This window comes from Bacillus sp. FJAT-22090 (assembly GCF_001278755.1).
In the GTDB taxonomy this organism is placed as follows: Bacteria; Bacillota; Bacilli; order Bacillales_A; family Planococcaceae; genus Psychrobacillus.
Genome location: NZ_CP012601.1, coordinates 3,846,875 through 3,862,559, shown reverse-complemented (window position 1 = coordinate 3,862,559; position 15,685 = coordinate 3,846,875). Strand labels below are relative to the sequence as shown.

At 36.2% G+C, this 15,685-nt stretch carries 17 protein-coding genes; 7 read left to right on the top strand and 10 right to left on the bottom strand.

The features are described 5' to 3' along the window. Positions 1-40: 40 nt before the first annotated feature. Positions 41-427, bottom strand: coding sequence for a DUF4181 domain-containing protein (locus AM499_RS19500; protein WP_053591753.1), 387 nt, complete (start codon positions 425-427; stop codon positions 41-43). A gap of 334 nt (positions 428-761) precedes the next feature. On the opposite strand from AM499_RS19500, the gene AM499_RS19495 reads away from it, so the two are divergent. Both AM499_RS19495 and AM499_RS21760 read left to right on the top strand, forming a co-directional pair. Then, the gene (locus AM499_RS19495; RefSeq protein WP_053591752.1) at positions 762-1,418 is read left to right on the top strand and encodes a recombinase family protein; all 657 of its coding nucleotides are present in this window, start codon (positions 762-764) and stop codon (positions 1,416-1,418) included. Positions 1,419-1,977: 559 nt separating this feature from the next. After that, positions 1,978-2,148, top strand: coding sequence for a hypothetical protein (locus AM499_RS21760; RefSeq protein ID WP_156316835.1), 171 nt, complete (start codon positions 1,978-1,980; stop codon positions 2,146-2,148). A gap of 380 nt (positions 2,149-2,528) precedes the next feature. On the opposite strand, the gene AM499_RS19490 is transcribed toward AM499_RS21760, so the two are convergent. After that, positions 2,529-3,260 carry an MBL fold metallo-hydrolase gene (locus AM499_RS19490; protein WP_053591751.1) on the bottom strand — a complete coding sequence of 244 codons (732 nt, stop codon included), beginning with the start codon at positions 3,258-3,260 and terminating at the stop codon, positions 2,529-2,531. Between the two features lie 79 nt (positions 3,261-3,339). Beyond that, positions 3,340-3,618: a hypothetical protein gene (locus AM499_RS19485; RefSeq protein ID WP_053591750.1), complete on the bottom strand. Its 279-nt coding sequence runs from the start codon at positions 3,616-3,618 to the stop codon at positions 3,340-3,342. 154 nt (positions 3,619-3,772) lie between these two features. On the opposite strand from AM499_RS19485, the gene AM499_RS19480 reads away from it, so the two are divergent. The 3 genes from AM499_RS19480 to AM499_RS19470 all read left to right on the top strand — a co-directional run bounded on the left by AM499_RS19480 (position 3,773) and on the right by AM499_RS19470 (position 5,547). Continuing rightward, positions 3,773-4,288 carry a cysteine hydrolase family protein gene (locus tag AM499_RS19480; RefSeq protein WP_053591749.1) on the top strand — a complete coding sequence of 172 codons (516 nt, stop codon included), beginning with the start codon at positions 3,773-3,775 and terminating at the stop codon, positions 4,286-4,288. A gap of 131 nt (positions 4,289-4,419) precedes the next feature. Continuing rightward, positions 4,420-4,845 (top strand): GatB/YqeY domain-containing protein, encoded by a 426-nt coding sequence (locus AM499_RS19475; protein ID WP_053592299.1) that lies wholly within the window; start codon positions 4,420-4,422, stop codon positions 4,843-4,845. A 378-nt stretch (positions 4,846-5,223) separates the two neighbouring features. Beyond that, the gene (locus AM499_RS19470) at positions 5,224-5,547 is read left to right on the top strand and encodes a nucleoside triphosphate pyrophosphohydrolase (RefSeq protein WP_053591748.1); all 324 of its coding nucleotides are present in this window, start codon (positions 5,224-5,226) and stop codon (positions 5,545-5,547) included. Between the two features lie 188 nt (positions 5,548-5,735). Here the strand turns inward: AM499_RS19470 and AM499_RS19465 are convergent, their stop codons facing one another. After that, the gene (locus AM499_RS19465) at positions 5,736-6,593 is read right to left on the bottom strand and encodes a GIY-YIG nuclease family protein (protein WP_053591747.1); all 858 of its coding nucleotides are present in this window, start codon (positions 6,591-6,593) and stop codon (positions 5,736-5,738) included. A 362-nt stretch (positions 6,594-6,955) separates the two neighbouring features. On the opposite strand from AM499_RS19465, the gene AM499_RS19460 reads away from it, so the two are divergent. Next, a complete protein-coding gene (locus AM499_RS19460; RefSeq protein WP_053591746.1) occupies positions 6,956-7,726 on the top strand; it encodes an NRDE family protein in 771 nt (256 codons plus the stop codon). A gap of 297 nt (positions 7,727-8,023) precedes the next feature. On the opposite strand, the gene AM499_RS19455 is transcribed toward AM499_RS19460, so the two are convergent. The 5 genes from AM499_RS19455 to AM499_RS19435 form a co-directional block, all read right to left on the bottom strand. Beyond that, complete coding sequence (locus AM499_RS19455; RefSeq protein WP_053591745.1) at positions 8,024-9,061, bottom strand: Gfo/Idh/MocA family protein; 1,038 nt, start codon at positions 9,059-9,061, stop codon at positions 8,024-8,026. Between the two features lie 10 nt (positions 9,062-9,071). Further along, entirely contained in the window at positions 9,072-10,046 is a 975-nt protein-coding gene (locus AM499_RS19450) for an ABC transporter permease (protein WP_053591744.1), read from the bottom strand. After that, positions 10,039-11,553 carry a sugar ABC transporter ATP-binding protein gene (locus tag AM499_RS19445; RefSeq protein ID WP_053591743.1) on the bottom strand — a complete coding sequence of 505 codons (1,515 nt, stop codon included), beginning with the start codon at positions 11,551-11,553 and terminating at the stop codon, positions 10,039-10,041. The genes AM499_RS19450 and AM499_RS19445 overlap by 8 nt, the downstream gene beginning before the upstream one ends. A 78-nt stretch (positions 11,554-11,631) precedes the next feature. After that, on the bottom strand, positions 11,632-12,600 hold the full coding sequence (locus AM499_RS19440; RefSeq protein ID WP_231687496.1) for a substrate-binding domain-containing protein: 969 nt from the start codon (positions 12,598-12,600) through the stop codon (positions 11,632-11,634). A gap of 121 nt (positions 12,601-12,721) precedes the next feature. Next, positions 12,722-13,720: a LacI family DNA-binding transcriptional regulator gene (locus AM499_RS19435; RefSeq protein WP_331457268.1), complete on the bottom strand. Its 999-nt coding sequence runs from the start codon at positions 13,718-13,720 to the stop codon at positions 12,722-12,724. A gap of 187 nt (positions 13,721-13,907) precedes the next feature. Between AM499_RS19435 and AM499_RS19430 the strand changes: the two genes are divergently transcribed. Then, a complete protein-coding gene (locus AM499_RS19430) occupies positions 13,908-14,879 on the top strand; it encodes a sugar phosphate isomerase/epimerase family protein (protein WP_053591740.1) in 972 nt (323 codons plus the stop codon). 56 nt (positions 14,880-14,935) lie between these two features. Here the strand turns inward: AM499_RS19430 and trhA are convergent, their stop codons facing one another. Next, the gene (trhA, locus tag AM499_RS19425) at positions 14,936-15,574 is read right to left on the bottom strand and encodes a PAQR family membrane homeostasis protein TrhA (protein ID WP_053591739.1); all 639 of its coding nucleotides are present in this window, start codon (positions 15,572-15,574) and stop codon (positions 14,936-14,938) included. Positions 15,575-15,685: the final 111 nt, after the last annotated feature.

Sequence of the window (15,685 nt, the reverse complement as noted above, 5' to 3'; positions counted from 1 at the left end):
AATAGATCGGTGCAAACCGACTTTGCAGGTCACCTTAATATCATCGCTCACCTATAAAAATAATAAAAAAAGCTACTATAATCAGAAGAGAGCCTACCCATTCAAAGTAGTATACTTTCTGATCTCGATTTAACAGCCACTCTTCAAACCCACGTTTTATGCTCAATAAAAAAAACAGACCGAACATAGGACTTGTTCTAACAATCGGCGAATAAGCCGAGTTCATAGATTCGACATTCAGACTTAGATAACTATAAAGAAATAAGAAAAATATCGCTAATTCGGTTGCGATTGAATACTTATTTCTCTCTTTAAAGGTTAACCCTTTCCACTTGTGTATGTTAAATCTTCTCTTCAAATAAAACTGGGTTAAAAATAGAAATATTGTAAATGCAATCACTAATCCTACTATTGTAAATGTATTCATTCTTTCTCTCCCTCTCCCTTCAACTATCCCGTGAAAGTCAAAAGTCTTCGCCCGACAATATACTGAACAAAATAAATAGGAATATTATGATTGAAACAAATAGAACTTCTTTTTTAATAGTAAACTTAGAGCCTCTATTTTGTTGTATAAACTTTCTATACTTATTTTCCATCTTTTACAAACTACTTACTACTTCCACATAATTTCTATAAAACCTTTTTAATGATGAACACTGTTTTATATGTAAAATTTTACACACTAAAAATTCTTTGACATTTGATATAATGTTTTATTGGTTAAATAATCGAAAAACTTAAGAGGCGGGTATTTCAACATGACAAGCGAAATTACAACAGGGACAACTTATGGATATGCGAGAGTAAGCATAGTTCAACAAGATTTAGGATTGCAGGTGGAGGCACTAACTAAAGCAGGTGTAGATCCTAAAAATATCTATTCGGAAAAAATGAGTGGGAAAGACGCTAAAAATCGCACGGAATGGAATAGATTAAAAGACCGTCTTGTAACTGGTGATTTAGTAGTTGTTCATAAATTAGACCGTCTAGGTCGTTCTATGGTTGATGTTATGTCAATCGTTGAATACTTCAAAGAAAAAGAAATTCATTTAGTCGTTCTTGATGCAAATATAGATACTAGAAACGATAATGAAGACAGTTTAACTGGTCAAATGACTAAAGCACTTATGACTATGCTTTCTTTAATAGCAGAAATGGAACGGACTTTTATTATTGAACGGACTAAACCTGCAATAGAAGAAGCTAAGAAAAATGGTGTAAAATTCGGTCGTCCTAGCGTTAATAAAAAGATTTATGAAAAAGCCGTAAAGGAATTTATAAAGGCAGACGGAAAAATCACTGTTGCTCAACTTATAGAAGATTACGGAAAAGATGCTAATGGTAAAGACATTCTAACTCAAGCGACTTTCTTTAGACGATTAAAAGAGTATAAAGAGATAGAAGGTTTAATTTAAAGACCTACCACTTTTCTGCGGTTTGTAGTTATAGACTGGATACTCGTATATCTAGTCTTTTTTTATGTATGATTCTCCCCTCATTATATATAAAGTCCACACTACCTAGTTCACTGAAATACTTAGAATCGCCGGTAATATTAAAAGAAAAACTGCACTAAATAAAAGTATTTGAGACACTGTTTTCGGCAACTTTTTTCTACCTGCTCCTTTATACCATCCGCTAAATTGCAATTTATTTCTATAAAGTACGAAAATCAAAAGAAAAATAGCCAAAAAGACCAACCAACCATATTTTTCAGTATCAATGCCCATTTCAACATAAATAGATTCAAAAAAATAACCTAGAATGCCACCGATGATAAAAAATATGAAAATAATTCGTACTAGCTCTAATAATGTCCTAATACCATTCCTCTCCTTCCCCTCAATTATGTAAACTTTACCACTTTTTACACTTGAGTACCAAGTTGAAAATGTTTCTTCCTAATCTATACATTATATCTACTTTAAAGAGCAAACTAAGGTATAGGTCGAATCAAATTGGAGGGAAAGTAGCTTGAAACATGATGTAAGCCCCAAAAATGAAAAACAGTTCAATGATCAAGGTGCAATGAATAATAATTTAGATGCTGCGACGATACAAATGAATCCTGATATCGCCAAACAACATATAAAACCTAAAGTAGAAAGAACGACAGATAAAACCGATAATACAAAAATGCTTTAATTCTAAAAGGCAACAACCATCCAAAGTGGTGTTGCCTTAACTATAATTACTCTTCTTGTATAAACTTCACCACATCGTATCCACAATTATTACAGACCACCAGATGAGGACAAATTTGATCCCTCGCAGTATCCGGATAATCATCACCCATTTTTACAGTTTCTTCATCGTTATAATGTCCATACGGATCTAAAAATCGGATACCTTCCCTGAGTCATTTATCCGAGTATTACATTCTGGGCAAGAAACTTCTAATTCTTTTAATGAATTACATAAAGCCAGTCGCCGGTAATATACCGTCAACTGGCTGCTAAATAATGTATTTTCATACTGTATCAAAAATGGCAGTCCGTGCAAAAAAACATTCATTCTATCCGCTTTTATAATTCTATAAACATTCCTGGCTCTGCTAACTCAATGTTTTGATTTCCTTGTTTTTTCGCACTATCTAATAAATCGTTTAAATCACCGTAGTGTGGAAGATGTGTTAATAACACTTTTTTTGCACTTGATTGATATGCTAGTATCCCTGCATGCTTGGACGTCATATGTCCCGAACCTACTCCGTCCATTCCTTCGTACAAGCTAGATTCAGTAATAAGAAGATCGCTATTAGCTGCAAATGAAATTAAGTCATGCTTAAAGCTAGTATCAGATGTAAAAACTATACTTTTATTGTCACATTCAATTTTTATACTATACGTTTCTACTGGATGGATATTTCTCATAAATGTACATATGAACGGTCCAATTTCGAACTTACTCTTTTCGTTAAATGAAGTAAATCGAGAATACGCAATATCCTCTACCTGCTTTTGCATCCACTCGTCTTCTGGCCCATAAACACATAACTCTTCGTCAGCTCTACCTAACTGTGTATTCACTAGTCTAGAAAATAAATACGCTCCTATATCACTATAATGATCATAATGATAATGGGTTAGAATGACATGATTTATTTCATTTAAATCTATATAATTTTGTAATTCCGTTAATACACCACTTCCACAATCAATTAATAACGAAAACCCTTCATGCTGAATTAAGTATCCCGAACAAGGGCCATTCTTTTTAGGGAATCCTCCCCACATACCAATCACTCTACACTCCATAAGTTTTAGCCTCTTTCTTAGAATCCTGATACCACAATATTAGCATGGTAAATTAGAAAGAGCTAAATAATGAATCCCTTCACTTATATAAAAAAACCTTCAGATTTTCTTTTTTATCGTTAGTTGCTAGAAAAACGTTTTTTATTTCGTTCTGAAATAAACCATTACACCGCCTTTTAAGAGACTCTAGGCCAGTATTCGGATAACCGTCACCCATTTTTACAGTTTCTTCATCGTTATAATGTCCATACGGATCTAAAAAATCGGATACCTTCCCTGAGTCATCTAACCGAGTATTACATTCTGGGCAAGAAACTTCTAGTTCTTTTAATGAATTACATAAAGGACACATTGCCATAAGTATCACTCCTTTTTGCTTACAACTATAGTATCCATTATTTTATCGATACTATGTAGAATAGAAAAGGATAATTACTATTATTACACTCGTTTGTATTCCTAAAGCTACCAATCTATAATTAACAATAACAAGATGCTAGGAGGAGAACGATATGAAAAAAACTGCCCTTTTGTTGATTGATGTTCAAAACGGTATGTTTCAAGATGAAAATCCTGTATTTAACTCGACCAAGCTTATAATCAAACTCAAGCACCTTTTAGAAAATGCACGCGATTATCACATTCCCATCTTTTATATACAGCACAACAACACTTACCTAGAAAATGGTTCTAAATTATGGGAAATTCACCCTGAAATAAAACCTAACCTCACGGACATCATTATTCAAAAGACAACACCTGATGCCTTTTATAAAACGAATTTACAAGAAGAACTTCAAAAACAACAGATTGAGCACCTAGTCCTTGTCGGGATCCAATCGGAAATATGCGTAGACACAACTTGCAGAAATGCCTATAGCTTAGGCTATGATATTACGCTAGTAACAGATGCTCATAGTACATGGGACTCAGAGGAATTGACTGCACAACAAATTATTAATCACCACAATCAAGTATTGCGGTGGTTTGCTGACACCAAGGAAACAAAAGACGTAGCTTTTTCTTAATTCTAATAGCTCTTTTCTTTGTGAAGATGCCATTGGCAAGCTATGTAACGATTTATTGGTATAATAACAAGGAATGATTGAGAATGCAGAAAAGATAAATCGAATAAATGAAAGAGAGTGGAATGAAAATTATGTTAAAAACTACAGTATTCGAAGAACTAAAACGTGCGATGAAAGAAAAAGATGTGCTCTCAAAAGGGGTAATGACACTTTTAAAATCAGCACTGGATACAGCTGAGAAGGAAAAAGGTTCAAGCCTAACTCCAGAAGAAGAAATCGCTATTGTAAATCGTGAAATTAAACAGACAAATCAAGCATTAGAAGGCGCGCAGAATGCGAAACGTGAAGACCTAATAGAAAAAGAAGAAGCGAAATTAGTTCTATTAAAAAAATTCTTACCGAAACAATTAAGTGAAGAAGAGATTGTAGCGCTCCTAACAGAAGCAGGTGTTACAAAAGGGATGAACATGGGTGACGCAATGAAAATTGCAAAACCGTTACTTGCTGGTAAAGCAGACGGTTCGATCATGTCTAAAGTAGTAAAAAGTATGATTTAATTACACAAGCGGCCATTCGGTTTCCGGGTCGCTTTGGACTGTTCATCTGCTATACCTTTACAGATAAAATGAAAAAGAGGACGAAGTGACCTTGTCACTTCGCCCTCTTTTTCTTTCCAGTAATCCTATGGCTGACGTTTGTACGCCGCTCCTCTGAAACCTTTAGAGATCTTGTGCTAATGGTTTTGGGAATGAATGAAAAGGAATTTTTTTAATATTGAATGTAAGCTGCCGAAGATACAATTTCAGCAGCTCTTTTACTTTTACAAGGATGTAACCCTAAAAATCTCTCAGACATTCTATTTCTGCTATGAGGAGACAGTATTTTGAAAAAAAGATATGATAGATTCAAATAGAAAAAGTTCTGGAGGCAAAAAAATGCCAGTATACAACAAACTAGTCCGAGACTTAATCCCACAAGTCATCCAAAAATCAGGAAGCAAATTCACCACTCGCATTCTAGATTCATCTGAACACTTAACTGAGATCAAAAATAAATTATCTGAAGAAGTAAAAGAATTCCAAGAAACATTGAACCGACAAGATGCACTTGAAGAACTAGCTGATATCTTGGAACTAATCCATGCTGCCCTCCCTATCCATGAGGCAACATTCGATGAACTAGAAAATATCCGATTAGCCAAGAAACAAAAACGCGGCGGATTTATGGAAGGGATTTATTTGATAATGGTTGATGAATAAAAGCAGTTGATTCCTTCCCTAATTGTATTAAGAACCAAATAAAGGTTAGAATTTTATTTATCCTGCCTTTGATTGATCATTATTTTCTTTCTAACTAACAATACGTTCTTAATAGTCTAATAGGAAACAAATATAAAGAAAGACAGTCAGCTGGATATGTTTCTTCCTTCGTATTATTATTTACTAGATTAACTCTCTTTCTTTCGTTTATCATCTAGTCCAATCCAAAATACCCACCCGTTTTGAGAACGTCCAGAACAAAGTTCTGCTGGAGTGCTAGGACTATTGAATTCCACATCATCTATTAACTTAGCTGTATTCTCATCAATTTTGATTGCCTTGCCCGATTCTATCAATTGATTATATCTTCTAAATGAACGTTGATAAAATGTTCCCCCGTCATTCCATTCTTTTGTGCGTTCTAATGGTGCTTTAATTTCAGAATTCTGTTGCAGTATAAACTTTCCATCTCCCAGACGAATTGATGCTTTATAAGGAGTTCGGGCATTAAATATCTCGACATCATCTGGTTTATCACATCCCATTGAAGGTACCGGATTAAATGAAATCCCAAGGGCTTCCAGTAAAAATTGTATCTGTGTTGCAAATGAATTGAGAGTAGATTGGTTAAAAACATTTACATTCGGGGCTATTGTTCTTAAGTCCTGATTCTCTAAGCTATATTGCGTTTTTGAGAACGCTTGAATAAAATAATACTCTAAATAATCAATACTCAATTTATCAAAACTATTGTTGTCAGTAACAAATAGTATTCCAAACTGCCAAAAGTCTTTCTCACGTAAATGTGATTTAATGCGCTTAATTCCATTCACTGTTTGTCCTACATAGACGCTAGATTCATCTGAATCCGAAAACAAAAAATATACAGCATGATTATTAGCATACTCTAACAATTCGACTTTACCCAATTGACTTTTGGTAAAGTAAAATCCTCGAATTTGACTAGTAGGATCTTGAAATATTCGTAAAGATGATGCGTTATTTGCATCAGGGAAATAAAGCATTAGTGTGCGGTCATTTGTCATAAGTCACTCTCCTTAAAATAAAGGTCTTCTAAAATTTAATATTGCTGCCAACCCAAACATACTCCTCTGTTTCTAATTTGTTAAACTATTGAGATTAAGAGTCTCCCAAGTATTTATTAAATCAATTCGAGTAAAACCACCAATTAATGGATCACTTTAGTTAGTAAATGGAGTACGAAAGAGAATTTCAATTGTACAAATAATGTTCTACTGATTGATACTTGGGTCGGTTATAAACTCCTTGGAAAGATACTAATTTTTAAAGGCAATCTCATACATATAGATACTATCACAAATCTGGTATTAATTTTTTGACACATGTTATGATTAAAATACTTAAAACGTTTAAAGGGGTAGTTGAAATGTGCTTAGTGAATTTTCATTTTCAGGAGCATCCGGTGTATAAATTAATTGTGGTGGCAAATCGGGATGAGTTTTATGAGCGACCAACAGCGGCAGCTGGTTTTTGGAAGGACTATCCGGGTATTTTAGCTGGGCGTGATTTGGTGCATATGGGTACATGGCTTGGGGTGACAAGAGACGGTCGTTTTGCGGCGTTAACGAATTATCGAGATCCTAATGAAGCAAAAGGTCGTTTTTCACGAGGGGATATTGTGCGTGATTTTTTAGCTAATGGTGAAGCTTCCGTTGATTTTATTCAAACGCTTGCGAAAAACAAAGGTAAATATGGGGGCTTTAATGTAGTTATAGGTGACGGCAATCAATTATTTCACTACAACAATATATTAGATGAAATGAATGAAATTCCACCTGGCACGCATAGTTTGAGTAATCATACTTTGAATACTCCTTGGCCGAAGGTTGCAAAAGGTAAGAAACAACTAGGTGATTATGTTCGTTCCTGTCCAGCTGAGGTACAGATCGATTCATTGTTCGATATTATTTCTGACCAGACAGCAGCGGAAGATCAACATCTACCCAATACTGGTGTTGGTTTAGAGATGGAAAGATTGCTGTCTCCTCTGTTTATAAAAAGTCCTAACTATGGTACCCGCTCATCGACTGTTTTACTTATGGATAAAGAGAATCATATTACTTTTGTGGAAAGAACTTTTCACGAAGGAGTATTCCAGACAGAAAAACGATTTGAATTTAAGATTGGTGACATATAGAATTTCTTTGTATGTTCGAAGTTACCTCGTTTAATAAAAAGGAAAAGAGTGGCCGAAATTATATCTTCGGCCACTTACTTTCTGACTAGAATAGTTTCGATTCTTTCATTCCCCAAAACCAAATTACAATGTACACCAAGGTTGCAGTGGCGCGAAGGACAAGCATTCGCCACAAGATTACCTAAAAGAGAGAGTTGGAGTAAGTGAACACGTCACTTACTCCAACCCTCTTATTCTCTAGATAATTATGTAGCAACGAGCAGTCCAAATCGCCACGGAAACCGTAGTCAACATCTGTTATTCAATGGTGACAACCATATTCGTTTCAGCCGCTTCTATAATCCCTAAAATAACTTTTAGAGAGGATAGTGCGTCATCCCCTGTAACAAGCGGAGTTTGATTAAGTCGAATACATTCAATAAAGGCATCAATCACACCACTATTTGTTTGATTGTTGTTTGTTTGGATGTTTTCTAGTTGATATTGTACCCTCTCCCCATCCTTTGTGATTACTTCTAATTGATATTGATCACTATGGTAGATTTTCAAAATACCCTTTTCACAATAGATGATAGTGCTGTTATCTTCTTCTCCGTAGTACGTCCAAGAGAAAGCAGCAGTCCCTAATCGTCCCTTTTTCGTTCTTAAGCTACAGACGATGTTATCGCACACTTCTATTGGTTCGTTGTTTTCATTTACTTTGTCTAGCGATCCTTGAAAAGCACTTACCTGCTCGATTTCGTCATCTAATAAGTAATGCAATAAATCCACTTTATGGACTCCTAGATCGCCTGCAACGCCAAGTCCAGAACGTTCCTTTTGAAAGAACCATGTGGAGTTTGATTTATTCACTCCCCATTGTTCTGGTCCAGAGTGTCCAAACGTTGTTCTAAAAGTTAGCACTTTCCCAAGTTCTTCACTTTTTATGATTTCTTTCGCTTTTTGATGCGCGCGAGTAAATCGTTGATTGTGATCTACCATAAATTTTTTCTCGGATTGCTTTTGGGCATCGACTATTTCTTTCGCATGTTCAATCGTAAGGGCGATCGGCTTTTCACATAAAACATGCTTTCCATTTAATAACGCTTTTGTAGAAAATATATGATGAAATTCATTCGAAGAACAATCACTAATTACTTGTATAGTCGGATCGGTTAATAATTCATCCACACTTTGCACTACAGTCCCATCGAACAGGCTTGCTAACGCTGCTGCACGTTCAGGATTTCGATCATAAAAAACAATTTCATCCACAAATGGATTCGCTTTATATTCAGGCGCATGGCGCAATTTTGTTATCGATCCACATCCAATAATGCCTACTTTTAACCCCATATGATCCCTCCTACTCTCTCTTTTGGAATACTACTGCAATAATAATGATTAAACCTTTTACAAACCCTTGTAGGTATGGGGAAACGTTCATTAAATTCATCATGTTATTCAGAATACCTAAAATAAGCACTCCGAAAAGTGTCCCAATAATCTTGCCACGACCACCCGTCATTCTTGTACCACCTATAATAACCGCCGCAATCGCATCTAGTTCATATTGAACTCCTGAACTTGAAGATGAAATAGAATTTAAGCGGGATGTTTCAATGATCGCTGCAACACTTACCAATAAGCCTGCCAAACTATAGACACCAATTTTAATACGGTCCACACGAATCGCTGAAAGCAATGCTGCTTTTTCATTACTTCCAAGTGCATACACATATCTTCCGAAGCGTGTCTTGTGCATTAACATATAAACCAGTGCGGTCATGACGAAGAAAATAATAACAGGATAATCAAATATCCATAAATCATTATTTGCGATTGCAGTAAATCCTTGCACTTCTCCTGAAACACTTCCACCTTCGGCAATATACAACGCAATGGAACGCGCTGATGCCATCATTCCCAATGTGGCGATAAAAGAGGCAATCCTTCCTTTGGCAACCATTAATCCGTTCAAGAATCCTGCAAAGGAACCTACGACTAATGCTGTGAAAATCCCAACAAGTATACTACCTGACGCATTTAATGCAAGAACCGTAATGACCCCCACTAGTGCAAGCACAGACCCAACCGACAAGTCGATCCCACCTGAAAGCATAACTACTGTCATACCTAATGCAACAATTCCGATAATAGAAACTTGCATAAGTATATTAAGTTGGTTGTTCATATCTAAAAATCTTGGACTCATTATAGAAGATGCGATAAAAATAATAATGAAAGCTATAATGACGCTATATTCTGACCATAGCCATGTAAGACGACTTTTGGCATTTGACACTTGCGGACGATATTCTTTAACATTTATATTAGCCACTTGTTGCGACCTCCCTTTTCGAGCCAGTTGCATAATGCATAATTTCTTCTTCTGTTGCTTCTTCACCGTTAAACCTTGCTGTTATTTCTCCTTGGTACATCACATTTATTGTATGACATAATCTCATTACTTCAGGAGCCTCCGAAGACAATATAATCACCGATTTTCCTTGTTCGGCCAATGCTACAATTTGCTGATAAATCTCTTGCTTTGCCCCAACGTCAATCCCTTGAGTCGGGTTATCAAATATTAGTATATCTGCCCCTACTTCAAGCCATTTGGCTATGATTACTTTTTGTTGGTTACCACCACTTAACTTATCGATTGTGATACGAGGGTTGTGTACTTTGATATTCAGCAGTTCCTTATAATGTTGAAATTTATCCCGTTCGTCATTATCTTGGATAAAGCCAGATTTCTCAAAGTTTCCTAAGGAAGATAAACTCATGTTATGAATCACGCTTAAATCTTTAATAATTGCATTTTCTTTTCGATCCTTTGGAACAAGACCTATACCTGCCTTTACGGCTTTTCGGGGGTGATCTATTTTTACCAACTGATTATGGATCTTTATCTCACCAGTGTATTTTTTTCGATATCCAAATATGCTTTCAAAAAGCTCTGTCCTACCATCTCCAGCTAATCCAGTAAAACCTACAATTTCCCCTTTTTTCACTTGAAAATGAATGTCTTTAAACAAACCTTGACTTGTTAAGTTGTTCACTTCTAGCAATGTTGGGCCAAATGAATGTTCCTGTACAAATCTATTTTGAGAAATAGATTTACCAACCATTAGCTTGGTGATTGTATCTAAGTCTTCCTGTTCTATATCGCCAGTCTTAATCATTTCTCCGTCACGTAATACGGTATAACGGTCACATACTTCTTTGATTTCCTTTAGTTTATGGGATATATAAATAATCGAGATGCCCGATTTCTTTAAGTTCTTCATTAATTCAAATAAACGATTTACTTCATGTTCTGCTAATGAGGTTGTAGGTTCATCCATAATGATAAGCGTGGATTTATGAAGCAGTGCCTTGGATATTTCTATCAGTTGTTTATAGGAAGTTGCTAAATTTCGAACGTATTCTTTCGGATCGATGTCTACTCCAAGCTTCGATAAGATTTCATGAGTTTGCTGACACATCTCTTCCACTTTTAAAAAACCTACCTTGTTTCGAAGTTCTGATCCTAAAAACATATTCTCATAGACTTTGAGGTCAGAAACCATGTTTAGTTCTTGATGGATAAAGCTAATCCCTTGTTCTTGAGATACTCTTGGATTAGCCATCCGGACTTCTTGACCGTTTATGTAAATAGTGCCGCTATTCGGTTGATGGACTCCCCCTAAAATATTCATCAAAGTGGATTTTCCGGCACCATTTTCACCTAACAATGCATGAATCTCACCTTTTTCAATCTGAAGAGACACATTTTTTACCACTGGTACACCATTAAATGACTTGTTCATGTTCTCCATTTTTATAAAAGGATTTTCAGCCATGGTATTTATCCCTCCTTATATAGGAAAAGAGGAAATACAACAACTGTTTACACAACCATTGTATTTCCTGTTATTCATTTAGAATTTAGATTCCGGGTCATAGAACTCATCTACGTTTTCTTTTGTTACTTGAGTAGCTTCTTTTACGACCATCGACTCTTTTGGTTCATTCCCTTTTGCAATATCCGCCGCAATTTTCACTGCGTCTTCCACCATCGTTGGAGAGTAAAGGAAAGTAGCTTTCATAAGACCGTCTGCTTTGATATCTTCAAATACCGCTTTACCGCCACCAGCACCAGTTACAAATTGAATGTCCGTACGATTAGCTTCTTTAATAGCTTGTAGTACACCAAGCGCCATTCCATCATCTTGTGTAAACACAGCATCTATTTGCGGATGTGCTTGTAAAATGTTTTGCATCACTTCTAATGATTTTTCAGTAGAGAAGTCACCACTCTGTGAAGCGATGATTTCCATTCCTTCTGCATTTTCCATCGCTTCTTTAAAACCTGATCCGCGTTGTTCTGTAACTGAACTTGGTGGGCCAGAAATTTCTACTACCTTACCTTTTCCATTTAATTTTTCCACAAAGTACTTGCCAGCATTTACTCCGATCCCTTCATTGTCCCCTTTAACAACAACTGTAGCCGCATCATTTTCAAGCTCACGGTCCACAATGACTAAAGGAATTCCAGCATCCTTTATTTTTTGTCCCACTGGAGAAAGTGCCGCAGACTCAATTGGAAGCATTACGATAACGTCCACACCTTGTGCGATTAAATCGTCTACATCGTTTGCTTGTTTGTTTGGATCAGCGGCATTTGTCATCACATATTCAATGCCATCGCTTTCTTTAAGAGCTTTTGCTTGCTTTTCCGCACTATCAATTAGTGCTCCCATCCACCCATGTGTTGCTGAAGGTAAAGAAATACCGATTTTTAACGTATCATCTTCTTTTCCATCTGCAGTATTCGTATCATCACTACAAGCTGCCATCATAAAGACTGTTACTAAAGATAAAAATAAGATTAGAAATTTCTTCAACACAATTCCCCCTTGAATTTAGTGAATGCTCCCCTTTTTTGTAATCGATTACATAAGCAACTAAGGGCAACGCTCTATTATTAATCCCTTTTAATAACAGAGCGCTGATCTTAGTTGTTTATCCTCATGTAGATTCCCGAATGACTAATTCATGGTTCAATATGACATTATCCACATCATTTCCTCTGATCTTATCGATTAACATTTCCGCCGCCACCGTACCCATCTTATACATAGGCTGAGCAATCGTTGTGAGCGTAGGGTTTGTCATATTCGAAAAATCAATTTTGTCAAAGCCTATTACTGCTATATCATTTGGTACATGTAATCCAGATGCATTTATTTCTTTTAGTGCCCCTATCGCCAAAAGGTCCGATACTGCAAATATCGCTGTTGGGCGATCGTTTATAGCGAGTATCTTTTTCATCGCCTGTTGTCCGTGCTCAAAGCCAAGATGTTTTGTATAAAGAATATAATCGTTGTTTAACGCTATACCATGTTCTTCTAATGCTCGTTGATATCCCATTTCCCTCTGTCTCGAATAAAGAAATTTATCATCCGAATTCATTAGAGCAATTTTTTTATGGCCGATTTGTATCAAATGCTTAACAGCGCGATAAGAAGCTTCTTCATTATCTATCGTCACATAAGGAATCCCGCTATCGACGTTATACTCACTACATTGAATAATGGAATACTTTTCAGCTAGCTCTTTTAATGTTTCGATATTAACTGCAGGGTCCATTGAAATAATTCCATCCGCCATCTTCTTTCTAACAAGGTCAAAGTAAATATTCTCTTTTTCCGGATTGGAATCTGTTTCACATAACAGGATATTGTAATTCTGACTAAGTGCAACGGTTTCAATTCCTTTAATGATTTCTAGATAGAACGGATTGGATATACTCGGGATTAATATTAAAAGAATTCTACTTTCTGAATTTCTTAAATTCCGCCCTAACATACTAGGTTCATAATTTAAATTCTTTATAGCTTCTTCTACTTTAATTCGTGTTTTTGACGATACTGTATTTTGTCCGTTGAGTACTCTGGATACTGTCGCTACAGATACCCCAGCTTGTTTAGCCACCTGTTGGATGTTTGTCATCTTTCTAAGTCTCACTTTCTATGATTTCATGGAAAGAAAAAAATGAAATCGTTTACATTTACATGTTATTATATTCCGAATTATGCGTCAATATATATTTTTTATTATAAAAATCTATTGATTTACTTGAATGTTTTATATATGTTAGTAATGTAACGGTTTACATTACTGTAAATTCTGATAACTAAGGGAGGTTGTTTTATTGAAACTAGGTGTTTTTACCGTACTCTTCTCTGATAAAAATTTTGAAGACATGTTAAGCTATGTTTCCTCTAAAGGTATAGAAGCTATTGAATTGGGTACAGGAGGATATCCTGGCGATGCTCATTGTAAAGTGGATGAACTTTTAAATGATGACAAGAAATTGCAGAGCTTTAAGCAAAAAATTAGCGACCACGGATTAATCATCAGTGCTCTAAGCTGCCATGCAAACCCACTCCATCCACAGAAAAAAATCGCAGATCCCGCTGATGAATTGTTTGTAAAAACCATTCATCTAGCATCCAAGCTAGGCGTTCCAGTAGTTAATACATTTTCAGGATGTCCAGGAGACCATGAAAATGCCCTTTATCCTAACTGGCCAGTAGCCCCTTGGCCACATGATTTCCAAGAAGTATTAAAATGGCAATGGGAAGAAAAACTGATTCCGTACTGGAAAGAAAAAAATGATTTAGCACAATCACTTAACGTAAAGATTGGATTAGAACTACATGGAGGATTCTCTGTACATACTCCCGCTACACTATTGCGCTTAAGAGAAGCCTGTGGTCCAATGATTGGCGCTAACCTTGACCCTAGCCATATGTGGTGGCAAGGTATTGACCCAATGGAAGCGATAAAAATACTTGGACGTGAGAATGCCATCCATCATTTCCATGCAAAGGACACAATTATCGATCAGCAAAACATGAACCGAAACGGTCTGACGGATATGACCGACTACGCGAATATGCGTGACCGTGCATGGTATTTTAGATCCGTTGGTTTTGGGCACGATCAAAAAACATGGGCAGACATTATTAGTATTCTACGACTTTATGGGTATGATTATGTTGTAAGTATCGAACATGAGGATGGATTAATGTCGATTGAAGAAGGTTTTACAAAAGCAGTCGAAAACTTAAAGCCGATTATTGTGAAAGATTCTATCAGTCAGATGTGGTGGACTCAGTAGTAAGTGGATAGAAACATTAAACTCCTCTCTTGTACTTAACAGAGAGGAGTCTTAGATTATGGCAATAAAGTCATTACTGCAAAAAAATGTAGTATAGACGCTGCGAGAACAAATATATGCCAGACAGCATGATGGTACGTAAACCCTCTCCATACATAAAAAATCGCACCAAGTGTATAGAGCACACCACCTACAGCTAGATAAATCAAGCCTTCCGTCGATACGTTTGCCACAAGGGGTTTCCAAGCAAATACCATCAGCCAGCCCATCACAACGTATAACAACGTCGACGTATGTAAAAAGCGCTTTACAAAATAGGCTTTAAACACCGTACCTGCTATCGCAAGCCCCCATACAATCCCAAATAGCGTCCAACCAAGTGACCCTTTTACTGCAAGAAATAAAAAAGGAGTATATGTCCCTGCTATAAAAAAGTAAATGGACGAGTGATCCATTATCTCAAACACATCTTTCGCTCTACCAGCCGGAAACCCATGGACAAGTGTAGAAGACGCATACAACAGCACCATCGTTGCTCCGAACAATGTAAAACTTACCACATGCCACGCCGTCCCTTTTGACACAGAAGACACGATCAAAATGACAAGTGCAGCTATACTTAAAAGAGCCCCAATCCCGTGAATGATTGCATTGGCAATCTCCTCACGCTTCGAAAATATATGTGTATTACTCATCTTAGTTCATCTCCATCTAATGATTCATCTATTTCCTATGCTATCACTTTGTACCGATAAAAGCAGATACAAACTTTAAAAATGGACACCAGTTATTATTGAATATATTTT

Excerpts from the sequence above, each read along its gene's own strand:
- AM499_RS19500 (WP_053591753.1), bottom strand. The coding sequence starts at position 427 with ATGAATACATTTACAATAGTAGGATTAGTGATTGCATTTACAATATTT.
- AM499_RS19490 (WP_053591751.1), bottom strand. The coding sequence starts at position 3,260 with ATGGAGTGTAGAGTGATTGGTATGTGGGGAGGATTCCCTAAAAAGAAT.
- AM499_RS19445 (WP_053591743.1), bottom strand. The coding sequence starts at position 11,553 with ATGGCTGAAAATCCTTTTATAAAAATGGAGAACATGAACAAGTCATTT.
- AM499_RS19455 (WP_053591745.1), bottom strand. The coding sequence starts at position 9,061 with ATGGGGTTAAAAGTAGGCATTATTGGATGTGGATCGATAACAAAATTG.
- trhA (WP_053591739.1), bottom strand. The coding sequence starts at position 15,574 with ATGAGTAATACACATATATTTTCGAAGCGTGAGGAGATTGCCAATGCA.
- AM499_RS19480 (WP_053591749.1), top strand. The coding sequence starts at position 3,773 with ATGAAAAAAACTGCCCTTTTGTTGATTGATGTTCAAAACGGTATGTTT.
- AM499_RS19465 (WP_053591747.1), bottom strand. The coding sequence starts at position 6,593 with ATGACAAATGACCGCACACTAATGCTTTATTTCCCTGATGCAAATAAC.
- AM499_RS19485 (WP_053591750.1), bottom strand. The coding sequence starts at position 3,618 with ATGGCAATGTGTCCTTTATGTAATTCATTAAAAGAACTAGAAGTTTCT.
- AM499_RS19460 (WP_053591746.1), top strand. The coding sequence starts at position 6,956 with ATGTGCTTAGTGAATTTTCATTTTCAGGAGCATCCGGTGTATAAATTA.
- AM499_RS19475 (WP_053592299.1), top strand. The coding sequence starts at position 4,420 with ATGTTAAAAACTACAGTATTCGAAGAACTAAAACGTGCGATGAAAGAA.
- AM499_RS19495 (WP_053591752.1), top strand. The coding sequence starts at position 762 with ATGACAAGCGAAATTACAACAGGGACAACTTATGGATATGCGAGAGTA.
- AM499_RS19470 (WP_053591748.1), top strand. The coding sequence starts at position 5,224 with ATGCCAGTATACAACAAACTAGTCCGAGACTTAATCCCACAAGTCATC.